The organism is Actinomadura chibensis NBRC 106107 (genome assembly GCF_001552135.1).
Taxonomy (GTDB): domain Bacteria; phylum Actinomycetota; class Actinomycetes; order Streptosporangiales; family Streptosporangiaceae; genus Spirillospora; species Spirillospora chibensis.
This window is the reverse complement of record NZ_BCQP01000027.1, coordinates 156,396-169,180: the sequence shown is the minus strand read 5'-3', so window position 1 is coordinate 169,180 and position 12,785 is coordinate 156,396. Positions and strand designations below refer to the sequence as shown.

The 12,785-nt window shown below is 73.6% G+C and carries 15 protein-coding genes; 12 read left to right on the top strand and 3 right to left on the bottom strand.

The features are described from left to right. Positions 1-24 precede the first annotated feature (24 nt). Positions 25-864 (top strand): helix-turn-helix domain-containing protein, encoded by an 840-nt coding sequence (locus ACH01S_RS16280; protein ID WP_067891907.1) that lies wholly within the window; start codon positions 25-27, stop codon positions 862-864. Then, positions 861-1,553, top strand: a complete 693-nt coding sequence (locus ACH01S_RS16275) for an NUDIX hydrolase (RefSeq protein ID WP_067891905.1) — start codon at positions 861-863, stop codon at positions 1,551-1,553. Before ACH01S_RS16280 ends, ACH01S_RS16275 begins: the two co-directional genes overlap by 4 nt. A 3-nt stretch (positions 1,554-1,556) precedes the next feature. Here the strand turns inward: ACH01S_RS16275 and ACH01S_RS16270 are convergent, their stop codons facing one another. Beyond that, positions 1,557-2,576, bottom strand: coding sequence for a methyltransferase (locus ACH01S_RS16270; protein ID WP_067891904.1), 1,020 nt, complete (start codon positions 2,574-2,576; stop codon positions 1,557-1,559). Positions 2,577-2,743: 167 nt separating this feature from the next. Between ACH01S_RS16270 and ACH01S_RS16265 the strand changes: the two genes are divergently transcribed. Next, positions 2,744-3,397 carry a GmrSD restriction endonuclease domain-containing protein gene (locus ACH01S_RS16265; protein WP_246237213.1) on the top strand — a complete coding sequence of 218 codons (654 nt, stop codon included), beginning with the start codon at positions 2,744-2,746 and terminating at the stop codon, positions 3,395-3,397. A gap of 52 nt (positions 3,398-3,449) precedes the next feature. On the opposite strand, the gene ACH01S_RS16260 is transcribed toward ACH01S_RS16265, so the two are convergent. Further along, positions 3,450-3,950, bottom strand: a complete 501-nt coding sequence (locus ACH01S_RS16260; protein ID WP_067891900.1) for an HAD domain-containing protein — start codon at positions 3,948-3,950, stop codon at positions 3,450-3,452. Between the two features lie 92 nt (positions 3,951-4,042). Between ACH01S_RS16260 and ACH01S_RS16255 the strand changes: the two genes are divergently transcribed. The 5 genes from ACH01S_RS16255 (at position 4,043) to ACH01S_RS16235 (ending at position 7,777) form a co-directional block, all read left to right on the top strand. After that, on the top strand, positions 4,043-4,897 hold the full coding sequence (locus ACH01S_RS16255) for a class II glutamine amidotransferase (protein WP_067891898.1): 855 nt from the start codon (positions 4,043-4,045) through the stop codon (positions 4,895-4,897). A gap of 77 nt (positions 4,898-4,974) precedes the next feature. After that, a complete protein-coding gene (locus tag ACH01S_RS16250; RefSeq protein ID WP_067891893.1) occupies positions 4,975-5,787 on the top strand; it encodes a PIG-L family deacetylase in 813 nt (270 codons plus the stop codon). Positions 5,788-5,873: 86 nt separating this feature from the next. Beyond that, positions 5,874-6,287 carry a VOC family protein gene (locus ACH01S_RS16245; RefSeq protein ID WP_067891891.1) on the top strand — a complete coding sequence of 138 codons (414 nt, stop codon included), beginning with the start codon at positions 5,874-5,876 and terminating at the stop codon, positions 6,285-6,287. A gap of 38 nt (positions 6,288-6,325) precedes the next feature. Then, the gene (locus tag ACH01S_RS16240; protein WP_067891888.1) at positions 6,326-6,694 is read left to right on the top strand and encodes an MmcQ/YjbR family DNA-binding protein; all 369 of its coding nucleotides are present in this window, start codon (positions 6,326-6,328) and stop codon (positions 6,692-6,694) included. A 6-nt stretch (positions 6,695-6,700) separates the two neighbouring features. Continuing rightward, positions 6,701-7,777 carry an amidohydrolase family protein gene (locus ACH01S_RS16235; protein ID WP_067891883.1) on the top strand — a complete coding sequence of 359 codons (1,077 nt, stop codon included), beginning with the start codon at positions 6,701-6,703 and terminating at the stop codon, positions 7,775-7,777. Between the two features lie 99 nt (positions 7,778-7,876). Here ACH01S_RS16235 and ACH01S_RS16230 read toward each other — a convergent pair whose 3' ends face one another. Continuing rightward, positions 7,877-8,239 carry a VOC family protein gene (locus tag ACH01S_RS16230; protein WP_067891881.1) on the bottom strand — a complete coding sequence of 121 codons (363 nt, stop codon included), beginning with the start codon at positions 8,237-8,239 and terminating at the stop codon, positions 7,877-7,879. A 174-nt stretch (positions 8,240-8,413) separates the two neighbouring features. Here ACH01S_RS16230 and ACH01S_RS16225 point away from each other — a divergent pair, with 174 nt between their 5' ends. From ACH01S_RS16225 to ACH01S_RS16210, 4 genes are all read left to right on the top strand, one after another. Further along, positions 8,414-9,478: a phosphotransferase family protein gene (locus tag ACH01S_RS16225; protein WP_306303246.1), complete on the top strand. Its 1,065-nt coding sequence runs from the start codon at positions 8,414-8,416 to the stop codon at positions 9,476-9,478. A 91-nt stretch (positions 9,479-9,569) separates the two neighbouring features. Continuing rightward, positions 9,570-11,114 carry a cytochrome bc1 complex cytochrome b subunit gene (qcrB, locus tag ACH01S_RS16220; protein WP_067891879.1) on the top strand — a complete coding sequence of 515 codons (1,545 nt, stop codon included), beginning with the start codon at positions 9,570-9,572 and terminating at the stop codon, positions 11,112-11,114. After that, complete coding sequence (locus ACH01S_RS16215) at positions 11,111-11,629, top strand: GNAT family N-acetyltransferase (RefSeq protein ID WP_067891878.1); 519 nt, start codon at positions 11,111-11,113, stop codon at positions 11,627-11,629. Before qcrB ends, ACH01S_RS16215 begins: the two co-directional genes overlap by 4 nt. 216 nt (positions 11,630-11,845) lie before the next feature. Further along, positions 11,846-12,781, top strand: coding sequence for a TIGR03621 family F420-dependent LLM class oxidoreductase (locus ACH01S_RS16210; protein WP_067891877.1), 936 nt, complete (start codon positions 11,846-11,848; stop codon positions 12,779-12,781). Positions 12,782-12,785 lie beyond the last annotated feature (4 nt).

Here is a 12,785-nt window from a genome sequence, read left to right as displayed (position 1 = left end):
GCAGGGGCCGCTTAGCCTGGGGCGATGGGACGTCCCCTACCCGACGGGACGCGGGGCATCCTGCGCCCGCGGACGGCCCTCGACAGCTTCCGGGTCGAGCGGATCGCGCCGCCGCCGGAGCTGGCCCCGTTCGTGGCGCACCTCTGGGTGCTGCGCTGGGACCTGCGCGGGCGTCCGCCGCACCGCCAGCAGGTGCTCACGCGGCCGTCGGTGCATGTGACGTTCACGAGCTACCTGACGTCCGGGACGACCCGGGCCCGCGTCGTCGGCGTGGTCCGCGACGACTTCACCGAGGAGATCGCGGGCGAGGGCCGGGTGGTCGGCGCGGCGTTCCGGCCGGGCGGGTTCCGGCCGTTCGCGGGCGGCCCGGTCGCCGCGCTGACCGGCCGGTTCGCCGGGGTGGAGGAGGTGTTCGGCGCGCCCGGCCGGGCGCTCGCCGAGGAGGTCTTCGCGACCGCCGACGACGGCGCGGCCGTCGCGCGGCTGGCGTCGTTCCTGATCGGGCTGCGGCCGGAGCCCGACCCGGCCATCGAGCGGGCGGCGGGGATCGTGGAGCGGATCGCGGCGTCGCCGGGCCTCGTCCGGGTGGACCGGCTCGCCGCGGACGCGGGGCTGAGCGCCCGCACCCTGCAGCGGCTGTTCCGCGAGTACGTGGGCGTCGGCCCGAAGTGGGTGATCCGCCGGTTCCGGATGCAGGAGGCCGCCGAGCGGGCCGCGTCCGGGTCGCCGCCCGACTGGGCGGCGCTGGCGGCCGAACTGGGCTACGCCGACCAAGCGCACTTCGTCCGCGACTTCACGGCGGCGGTCGGGACGTCCCCCGCGAGGTACGCGCGCGAAAGCGGCCCTGGCAGTATCGACGCATGACGGACGCCCCCCTCGGCCCCCCGGACGCCCCCGGCCCGTCCGACGATCCCGGCCCCTCCGACGGTCCCGGCCCGTTCGACGATCTCGGCGCGTTCCGCGCGCTCGCCGCCGCGCGGCTCGGCGCGTTCGCGCACACGACCGTCCCGGACGCGCCCGGGCTGCGCCGCGCCGGGGTCGTGCTGTGCGCGGTGGAGCACGCGGGCGTCCCGTCGGTGATCCTGATCAGGCGCGCGTACCGGGGCCGCAACGCCGGGCAGTGGGGCCTGCCCGGCGGCGGGCTCGAAGACGGCGAGACGCCCGAGGAGGCCGCGCTGCGGGAGCTGCGCGAGGAGATCGGCCTCGCCGCCGGGCCGGGCGACGTGCTCGGACGGCTCGACGACTTCCCCGCCACGTCCGGCTTCGCGATCACGCCGGTCGTGCTGGCGCTGGACGATCCGGGCCCGCTGGCGCCGAGCGCGGACGAGGTCCACTCCGTCCACCACGTGAGCCTGCGCAGGCTCGCCGCCGACGACACGCCGCGGTGGGTGCCGCAGCCGGACGGCGGCCGCCTGCTGCAGATGCGGCTCGGTCCCGACTGGCGCGTCCACGCCCCGACCGGGGCGATGCTGTGGCAGTTCCGCGAGGTGGTGCTGCTCGGACGGCGGGCGCGGGTCGCCGACTTCGTCCAGCCCGACTGGACGCGCAACTGACGGTCACCCGGCGGGCCGCGCCTCGATGACGTGGTACCCGGCGGGCGGCAGCGGTCCGGTGAGCCAGACGGTCGCGAACCCGGCGCCGTCCAGCAGGGCGCGGAACTCGGCCTCGGTCCGCTCCCGGCCGCCGGTCGAGACGAGCATGTTGAGGTCGTTGCGCACGACGCCCTGCGTCTCCGCGGTGACGATCTCCGGCATGACCTGCTCCAGCACGAGCAGCCGCGCGTCCGGGCGCATCGCGGCGCGGCAGGTCCGCAGGATCGCGGCGGCCCTCGCGTCGTCCCAGTCGTGGATCACGCTCTTCAGGACGTAGGCGTCCGCGCCCTCGGGGACGGACTCGAAGAAGTCGCCCGCCACGATCTCGATCCGGTCGGCGGCGCCGCCGAGGTTCCCGGCCGCACCGGCGAGGCCGGGCGGCAGGTCGAACAGGACGCCGCGCACCTCCGGGTTCGCGCGCAGGATCGCGGCGATGAGGGTGCCGTCGCCGCCGCCGAGGTCGGCGACCGTCCGGTAGCGGCCGAAGTCGTGGGCCGCGACGATGTCCGGCGCGACGGCCCGCGTGTGCTCCGCCATCGCCGCGTTGAACGTCTCGGACAACTCACTGTTCTTCTGGAAGAACTCGAACGGCGTCATTCCGGTGACGCGTTTCCACGCGTATTCGCCGGTGCGCAGGGTCTCGGGCATGTCGCCCCACGTCCGCCAGACGTCGGGTCCGCAGAACAGCCGGATCAGTGAGCGGACCGAGTCGGGGTCGTCGGCGCGCAGCCGCCGCCCCTCGGCGGTGAGGGCGAAGAGGTCGCGCTCCCGCTGCTCGACGACGCCGAGCCCGGCGAGGCCGCGCAGCAGCCGGTACAGGGACGGCGCGTGGGTCCCGGTGTCCGCCGCCAGCTCCGCGCTGGAGCGCGGCCCGGCGGACAGGGCGTCGGCGACGCCGATCTCGGCTGCGGTGTGGAGGAGCTGCGCCGGCATGTAGCCGAACGCGAGGTCCAGCAGCGGCGACCTCGACGGTGTCTGTGCCACGAATGGCTCCCTTCCTCGGTTTCGTTGGCTTCCGCGACGTTACGGGCGGGCCCGAGGAGGTGTCTTGGACGAATGCGACCTGACCCATGACCTGATCATGATCTTCAATTTGATCCGCTTATTCGAGACTGACGGCGTTTATGCTCCCGAGCGAAAAGGAGCTTCCCGTGAAACGCACGGGGATCGCCGTCACCGCCGTCTCTCTGTTCATCGCGGCCCTGGTCGCGCCCGCCGCGGCCGCCGAAACCGCCGCCGAAACCGCCTTCGTGGCCGCGCCGCCGCCACCGCCGGACGCGAGCGTCGCGGCCCAGCACCTCGCCGCCCTGACCGTCCGCGCCGAAGGGTCGATGGACGGATATACCCGCGAGAAATTCCCGCACTGGATCAACCAGGGCAACAATTGCAACACCCGGGAAGTCGTCCTGAAACGGGACGGCGAGAACGTCCAGGTCAACTCCGAATGCCAGGCCGTCTCGGGCACCTGGCGCAGCCCCTACGACGGGGCGACCTGGACCCACCGCGACGACCTCGACATCGACCACATGGTCCCGCTGGCGCAGGCGTGGCGGTCGGGCGCCGACACCTGGACGACCGCGCGCCGCCGCCAGTTCGCCAACGACCTGACGAGCTCGCAGCTGTGGGCGGTCACCGACAACGTCAACCAGGCCAAGGGCGACAAGGACCCGGCCCAGTGGACGCCGCCGCTGGCCTCGTTCCGCTGCATGTACGCCAGGTCGTGGATCGACGTGAAGTACCGCTACGCGCTGACCCTCGACGCCGCGGAGAAGACGGCGCTCGAACGGCTGCTGGCCACCTGCTGACCCGGGCGGGGCCCGCGGCGTTCGCAGCCGCGGGCCCCGGCCGCGCTCCGCGTCACCGCTGGAGGGCGCGCAGCCACCCGGCGGCGGCCTCGATGTGCTCGTCGGTCAGGCCGGTGAGCGGGTCGATCTCCACGAGGAGGTGGTCGGCCACGTCCGGTTCGGCCGCGATGCGGGCGGTCGCGTCGGGCTCGTCCTCGAACCAGACGAACGGGCGGCCCTCCGTCCACGCGGCGACGTGCCGGGCCTTCCACGCGCCGAGCGTCCGCCCCTCGTCGACCCCCGGGAACCGCGGGATCGGGACGAACGGCAGCTCCGGCAGCCCGATCCGCGGGGAGATCCACACGTTGGCGTTGTCGCACCAGTAGCTCGCCCACGCCAGCTCCGCGCCCGACGACTCGGCCAGGCCGAGCAGCGCCGGGCCGTGCGCCGCGTTGAGCCAGAGTTTGAACGTCATGCCGTTCGGCGAGCACCTGTGCCGCCTGTAACCGCGGTGCGGCCTTTCAAATGGATTGAGAACCCCGTCCACGTCGAGCAGAATCACCGGCGACCCCATACCCGGACCGTACGACATCCGGGCCCCGCCGTCGAAGGCCGATTTTCGCGGGCGGGAGTAATAGTCGGCGTCCGCCGGGGCATCGTCCGGACATGTGCCGACTGTTCGGGATGACGACCGGCGGGCCCCGCGCCCACGCGACGTTCTGGCTGGTGGACGCCCCCGACAGCCTCAGCGCGCAGAGCCGCCGCATGCCCGACGGGACGGGCCTCGGCTGGTTCTCGCTCGGCGAGGAGCCCGTCCGCGACCGCGCTCCCATGGCGGCCTACAAGGACGCGGATTTCAATTCCGAGGCGCGCTCGGTCGCGTCGCACACGTTCGTGTCGCACGTCCGGTACGCCTCCACGGGAGCGCCCGACGTCCACAATTCGCACCCGTTCGTCATGGACGACCGCCTTTTCGCGCACAACGGCGTGGTGCGGGGGCTCGACGTCCTCGATTCCTGGCTCACCGACGTGGACCGCGCGCGGGTCCGGGGCCAGACCGACTCCGAGCTCGTGTTCGCCTACGTCACGGCGGAGATCAGGCGGCGCGGCGACACCACGTCCGGGTTGGTCTCGGCCGTCCGGCGGATCGCCGCGGAGCTCCCGGTGTTCGCGCTGAACGTCCTGCTGGCCGAGGCGGGACGGATCTGGGCGCTGCGCTACCCCGCCGCGCACGAGCTGTGGGTGCTGCGGTCCGAGCTGCGCGAGCCGGACTCGCCCCGGCACCTCGGCGCGGGCCGCGAGCCCGGCGCCGTCCAGGTCGCCGCGCACCGGGAGCCCGCGCCCGCCTGCGTCCTCGCCAGCGAGCGCCTCGACGACGACCCGGGCTGGCGGCTCCTCGACCCCGGCGAGCTGCTCGTCGTGGCGGGCCCGGCGGCGTCCTCGCTGCACCCGTTCGACGCGCCCGCGCACCCGCTGACCGTGGCCGACCTGTCGGAGACGGAGTCCACGTCCCAGACGTGACCGGCGGACATGATCGATTGTCGGCGGCGCGACGTAGGGTGGACCGCCGGACGAGCAAGCCCCTCCGAGGAGCCCGGATGACGAGCGAACGAACCCTGATGGCGGTCCACGCCCACCCCGACGACGAGGTCCTCGGGACCGGCGGCCTGCTCGCCCGCAGCGCCGCCGAGGGCATTCGCACCGTCCTTGTGACCTGCACGAACGGCGAGCAGGGCGACGACTCGGGCGGGCTGAAGCCGGGCGACCCGGGGCACGACGCCGCCGGGGTCGCGGCGCGGCGCCTCGCCGAGCTGCGCGAGTCGGTGGGCCTGCTCGACATCGCCCATCTCGAACTGCTCGGGTACCGCGACTCGGGCATGGTCGGCTGGTCCACCAACGACGACCCGCGGGCGTTCGCGAACATCCCGCTGGACGAGTCCGCCGGGCGCCTCGCCGAGCTGATGGAGCGTTACCGGCCGCAGGTCGTCGTGACCTATGACGAGAACGGCGGGTACGGGCACCCCGACCACATCCAGGCGCACCGCGTCGCGCTGGCCGCCGCCGAGCGCACCGGGATACCCGACAAGCTGTACTACACGGCCATGCCGCGCTCCGGTATCCGGCGGATGTTCGAGGCGGCGGAGGCGGCCGGCGTGGAGATCGGCTTCGAGCCGCCGGACGACTTCGGCACCCCCGACGAGCTGGTCACGAGCGTCCTGGACGTGTCCGCGCACGTGGAGGCCAAGCGCAAGGCGCTGGAGGCGCACGCCAGCCAGGGCGAGAACATCTTCTTCCTGAAGATGCCGGAGGAGCTGCAGCACATGGCGTTCTCGCGGGAGGCGTTCGTCCGGCGCTTCTGCCGCGTCGAGGCCCCCGACCACGAGGACGACCTCTTCGCCGGCCTGCGCTGACCGTCCGAGCCTTTACTCATTCGTCCCGACATTCCGGGTATGTCCCCGAGCGCAGCCACACTACGGTCGTTCATTCGGGGGAACCCATGTCCTCAAGGCTGAATCCCTATCTGACCTTCGACGGCGACGCGCGCCAGGCGATGGAGTTCTACGCCGACGTGTTCGGCGGCGAGCTGGCCGTCAACACCGTCGGCGAGGTCGGCGGCGCCGACTCGCCGGACGCCGACCGGGTCATGCACGCGATGCTGGAGACCGCCGACGGCTACACGATCATGGCGGGCGACGTCGTCGGCGACATGCCGTACCAGCCCATGGCCGGATGCTCGGTCAGCGTCAGCGGCGACGACGGCGAGCTGCTGCGCGGCTACTGGGCCAGGCTCTCCGAGGGCGGGACGGTCACCGTCCCGATGGAGAAGCAGGTCTGGGGCGACGAGTTCGGCATGTGCGTCGACCGGTTCGGCGTGCCGTGGATGGTCAACATCAGCACGCCGCAGGGCTGATCTCCGGAAGTGTCGGCGGCGCGGATTACAGTGGCCGCGTGACGACGGACGACGCGAACCGCGACCGGGTGATCGCCGAATGCCTGGCCAAGCGGGGCTCCGCGGAGGACTACCCGTTCGGCGACGGGGTCGCCGTGTTCAAGGTGGCCGGGCGCATGTTCGCGCTGGTCTCGCTCGGCGACGCGCCGGGGAGCGTCAGCCTCAAGTGCGACCCCGACCGCGCCGACGAGCTGCGCGCCCGGCACGCCGCGATCACGCCGGGCTACCACCTCAACAAGCGCCACTGGAACACGGTCGTCCTCGACGGCTCGGTCCCCGACGACGAGCTGCTGGAGCTGATCGACCAGTCCTACGAGCTGGTCGTGGCCGGGCTGCCCAAGGCCCGGCGCGCCGAGCTGACGGGCTGACCGGCGGTGCCCGCCTGGCGCGTCGACGGCGTCTTCCTGCCCGGCGGCGATTCCGGCACGGGCGGCGTCGACGGGCGGGGCCGCTGGACGCCCACTCCCCCGGACGGCGCCGAGCCGCTCCCGGGGCGCTTCGTCCTGCCCGGTCTCGTCGACGCGCACTGCCACCTGTCCGTGGGCCCCGGCCCCGGGGGCCGTCCGCGCCCGCTGACCGAGGGCCAGGCCCGCGCGAACCTGAAGGCGGCGCGCGCGGCGGGCGTCGCCGTCGTCCGCGACCTCGGCGGCCCCGGCGGCGTGGCCCTGCGCCTGCTGGCGGACGAGGACGGCGCGGGCCTGATCGCCTGCGGCCGGTTCCTCGCGCCGCGAGACCGCTACTTCCCCGGCGTGTACACGCCCGTCGCGTCCGGCGACCTCGTCGAGGCGGCGCTCGCGGAGGTCGCGGCCGGGGCCCGCTGGGTGAAGCTGGTCGGCGACTTCCCGCCGGTGGGGCGCGGTGTCCTGCGCGCGAGCGACGCGGTCCCCACCTACCCGGCGGCGGACGTGCGCCGGCTGGTGGCGGCCGTCCACGGGGCGGGGGCGCGGGTCGCGGCGCACACCACGACCTCCCACGCGGGCGAGCTGATCGCCGCCGGGGTCGACTCGATCGAGCACGGGGACGGCATGAGCGAGGCGGACGTCGCGTCCCTGGCCGAGCGGGGCGGCGCGTGGACGCCCACCCTCTGCGCCACCGTCGCGCCCCCGTCGGGCGGCGAGGACGCGGAGGGCCGCCGGGCCCGCCTCCGGCGGCGCGAGCGGATGGCGCACCTGCTGCGCGCCGCGCGGGCCGCGGGCGTGCCGATCCTCACCGGCACCGACGTGGTCGGCGGCATCGCGGAGGAGGTGGCGCTGCTCGTCGAGCTCGGGCTGCCGCCCGCGGAGGCCCTCGCCGCGGCGAGCACGGCCGCCGCCGAGTTCCTCGGCGTCCCCGGCGGGCTGCGGCCCGGGCGTCCGGCGAACCTGGTCTGCTACGCGGGCGACCCGCGCGACGACGCCGCCGTCCTGGCGCGCCCGACCGCGGTCGTCGTGGCGGGCCGCCGCATCGTGTGACGGCGGATCGTGTGACGGCGGATCGTGTGACGGCGGATCGTGTGACGGCGCATCGTGTGACGGCGGATCGCGTGCCGGGATGCCGGGCTCAGGGCCGGTTCAGGGCCGGTAGGTGCCGAAGTACCATTCGTTGCCGTCCAGGTCGTGGGCCGCGTAGTCGCGGGAGCCGTAGTCCTGGTCGGCCAGTTCGCGGAAGATCTCGGCTCCGGCCGCCTTCGCCCGGTCGTGGTGCGCGTCCGGGTCGTCGACCGCGACGTAGATCGCCGACGTGCCGGGCGTGCCCTTGCCGAACATGAACAGGCCGGTGTCGTACTTCATCTCGGCGTGGACGACCTTCCCGGCGTCGTCCCGGTGCACCGCGACGGTCTCGAACCCGAACGCCTTCTCCATCCACTCCATGGCCTTGGCGGGGTCGGCGCAGTTGATCAGCGGGTAGAACGTCCGGCGGATCTCACTGGTCATGGTGTCCTCCCTGTCGTGTGGTCGGCATGCCCAGTCTGGCCGCCCGGGATCCCGCCGGTCTTGGACGAATGTGAACCGCGCGGCACGCCGAGGGCGGGTGTCGGCCACCGGCCCGGGGAATGAACCGGCTGTTACTCTCCGGTAGTCACCCGTCTGGAAAGGGAACCCCGCGTCGTGCAGCCTGAGCAGATCGACCGCGCCCTCGTGGACTTCGACGTCCTCGCCGGATGGATGGACGGGCAGGGCCTGCCGGGCGGCCCGTTCGAGGACGTCCGGGCACTGGCCGGGGGCACGCAGAACACGCTGATCGCGTTCGGCCGGGGCGGGCGCGGGTACGTGCTGCGGCGCGGGCCCGTCCACCTGCGGGCGCGGACGAACGACGTCCTGCGCCGCGAGGCCCGCGTGCTGGCGGCGCTCGACGGGACCGACGTCCCCGCGCCGCGCCTCATCGCGGCCTGCCCCGACGAGACCGTCATGAACGGCGCGGTCTTCTACCTCATGACCCCCGTGGACGGTTTCAACGCGACGGTGACCTTGCCCGAACCGCACGCGGACGACGAGGCGATCCAGCGCGAGATGGGGTTGAACGCCGCCCGCGCGGTGGCGGCGCTGGGCGCGGTCGACCACGAGGCGGTCGGGCTCGGCGGCTTCGGCAGGCCGGAGGGCTTCCTCGAACGGCAGGTGAGCCGCTGGCTGTCGGAGCTCGACTCCTACCGCGCGCTGGACGGCTACCCCGGGCCCGACATCCCCGGCCTGGACGACGTCGCCCGCTGGCTGGAGGAGCGCCGCCCGCTCCACTGGCGCCCAGGGATCCTGCACGGCGACTACCACCTGGCCAACCTGATGTACTCCTTCGCCGGGCCGGAGGTCGCCGCGATCGTCGACTGGGAGATGTGCACCATCGGCGATCCGCTGCTCGACCTCGGCTGGCTGCTCGCCACCTGGCCGGACCGCGACGGCCCGGGCGCGGCGCTCGCCGGGCCGCTCGGCGCGAGCGGCGCCCTGCCCGCGGCCGACGAGCTGGTCGCGACCTACGCCGAGCGCGCGGACGCCGTGGCGGGACGCGACCTGTCGTCCATCACCTGGTACGCGGTGCTGGCCTGCTTCAAGCTCGGCATCGTCCTGGAGGGCACGAACGCCCGCGCCCACGCGGGAAAGGCACCCAGGGAGACGGGCGACCTCCTCCACACGATCACCCTCGGCCTGTTCGAAAGAGCGCGGGGGTTCATCGGCGGCTGAGCGCGAATTTACCTCTTGTAGTACTACGCAGTGTCGTACTACGTTCGGTCGTATTGCTCCGGCGATTCGACCGTTACGGAGGGAATGGGCCATGTCCGCGACCGCGAAGGCGGCCACCGCGCTCGACGAACGCCTCGGGACCACCGGATTCGCGCGCCGGGCCATGCGCAAGGTGTTCCCCGACCACTGGTCCTTCCTGCTGGGCGAGATCGCGCTGTACGCGTTCCTCGTCCTGCTCGCGTCCGGCGTGTTCCTGACGCTGTTCTTCAAGCCGGGCATGACCGAAGTGGTGTACGACGGGTCGTACACACCGCTGCGCGGCGTCCGGATGAGCGAGGCGTACGCCTCGACGCTGCACATCAGCATGGACGTGCGCGGCGGCCTGCTCATGCGGCAGGTCCATCACTGGGCGGCGCTCGTCTTCGTCGCCGCGATCCTCGCCCACATGCTGCGGGTCTTCTTCACTGGAGCGTTCCGCAAGCCGCGCGAGCTGAACTGGCTGCTGGGCATCACGCTGTTCACGCTCGCCATGGCCAACGGGTTCACCGGCTACTCGCTGCCGGACGACCTGCTGTCCGGGACGGGCCTGCGGCTCATCATCGGCGCGGTCCAGGCGATCCCGCTCGTCGGAACCTATCTGGGCTTCTTCCTGCTGGGCGGCGAGTTCCCCGGCACGGACATCGTGCCCCGGCTCTACGTGCTGCACGTCCTGCTCATCCCCGCGCTGATGGTCGCGTTCGTCCCGCTGCACGCGATCGTGCTGCCGTGGGTGCAGAAGCACACCGACTTCCGGCGCGGGCGCAGCACCGCGCGGGCGGTCGAGGGCAAGCCGTTCTACCCCGTCTTCATGGCCAAGACCGCCGCGTTCCTGCTGTTCACCGCCGGGGCGATCGTGCTGCTGGCGGCCTTCCTCCAGATCAACCCGGTCTGGCAGTACGGGCCCTACTCCCCGAGCGCGATCAGCGCCGGGTCGCAGCCCGACTGGTACCTGGCGTTCGGGGACGGCGCGCTGCGCCTCATGCCCGGCTGGGACGTCACCGTCGCCGGGCACACCCTGGCCCTCGGCATCCTCGTCCCGCTGCTCGTGATCACCGTGTTCTTCACGCTGCTGGCCGGCTACCCGTTCCTGGAGCGGCGGGCGACGGGCGACCGGCGCGTCCACCACGTGCTGGACCGGCCGCGCGACGCCGCCACCCGGACGGGCCTCGGCGCCGCGGGCATCGCCTTCTACGGCGTGCTGTGGGCGGCGGCGGGCAACGACGTGATCGCCGACCGGTTCCACGTCTCGCTGTTCGCGACCACCTGGTTCTTCCGCGCGGCCGTCGTGCTCGGCCCGGTCGCGGCGTTCGCCGTCACCCGCCGGATCTGCCTCGGGCTCCAGCGCCGCGACCGCGCGCTGCTCGCCCACGGCCTGGAGACGGGCCTCATCCTGCGCACCCCGGCCGGGGGCTACCGCGAGCGCGTCCGGCCGCTGCCCACCGAGGCCGCCGAGCGGATCCGCCCGCCGGAGCGCGTGGAGAACCCGTCCGGGACGCCGCTCGCCCGCCTCTTCGCCGGCGGCGAGCTGGGCGGGCCGGGCGCTTCCACCGGTGATCGCGAACCTGCGAGGATCGGGCGCACGGAGGAGGCGCCATGAGAATCCGCAGGGGCGGGCCGGACGACGCGCCCGCGATGCTGGCGATGCTGGACGGCGCCGTGGCGTGGCTCGCCGCGAACGGCCGCACCGGCCAGTGGGGCAGCGCCCCCTGGTCGGAGGACCCCCGCCGGGTCGAGCGGATCTCCGGCATCGCGCGCGACGACGAGGTCTGGGTGGCCGAGGTGGACGGACGCCCCGCCGGGGTCCTCGCCACGGCGCCGGGCCCGCCGCACTACGTCGAGCCGGTCGACGAGCCCGAGCTGTACATCACGCTGCTCGTCACCGACCGCGCGTTCGCGGGGCGCGGGGTCGGCGGAGCGCTGATCGGCAAGGCCGGGGACGAGGCCCGCGCCAAGGGGATCGACCTCGTCCGCGTCGACTGCTACGCCGGAGGCGACGGGCGGCTCGTCGAGTACTACCGGGGCCACGGGTTCGAGCCGGTCGGGGAGCTGATGGTCGGCGCGTGGCCGGGGCGCGTCCTGTCCCGGCGGGTCGGCCGCCCGCCCGGACGGTGACGCGCGGTATCCGGGCGGGTTGCAAATCCGGACGGCGCGACGCAGCCTGGAGGTGACCGGTGAGAGCGGGGCAGTCGGTGACGCCCTTACGCCGCAAGCAGGCGGCGATCGAGCCACTCGCCCCGTTCCACCGGTCGAAACGCGTCCGGTGGTCCCCGGAACCCGATGTCGGATTCCCGCCAGCGGCACACCGCCCGAGCGGGGCATGCTCACGCCATGAACAGGAATTTCCGCTTCGGCGTCGTGGGCGAGTCGATCCGTTCCGGCGCCGGGCTGGCCGATACGGCGCGGCGCGCGGAGGAACTCGGCTACGACGTCCTGGTCCTGCGCGACCACTTCGTGGCCGAGCCGTTCGGCGAGCAGCTCGCGCCGATGGTGGCGCTGGCGTCGGCGGCGTCCGCCACGAGCACGCTGCGGCTCGGGACGATGGTGCTCGCCAACGACTACCGGCACCCGGTGGTGCTGGCGAAGGAGGCCGCCACGCTCGACCACCTGTCCGGGGGGCGTTTCGAGCTCGGCGTCGGGGCGGGGTGGCTGCGCGACGAGTACGAGGCCGCTGGGATGCCGTTCGACGAGGCCGGTGTCCGGGTCGGGCGCCTGGAGGAGTCGCTGCGGGTCCTGCGGAGCCTGCTCTCCGGTCACAAGACGACGTTCGCCGGCGACCACTACCGCGTCGACGGCCTGACGGTCTTCCCGGTGCCGGAGCGGCGCCCGCCGCTGGTCGTCGGCGCGGGCAGCCGCCGCATGCTCGGCATCGCCGGACGGCACGCCGACACGGTCGGCGTGCTGCCCCGCGCCCGCCCCGACGGGACGATCTCCGACGAGATCACCGAGCGGCTCCCGGACACCATCGCCCGCAAGGTCGACTGGATCCGCGAGGCCGCCGGGGACCGGGACGTCGAGCTGAGCATGATGGTCACGCCAACGTTCGGGCCCGACCCGCGGCGGACCGCGGCGAAGGTCGCCGTCCTGCGCGGCTGGGGGGCGTCGGCCGCCGATCTCGTGCTGGACATGCCGTCCCAGTTCGTCGGCCCGCCCGAGCACGTCGCCGAGCAGATGGCCGCCCGCCGCGACCGCTACGGGTTCAGCTACTACCAGGTCCCGGACGCGCTGATGGAGGAGTTCGCCCCCGTCATCCCGCTGCTCGCCTGAGCGG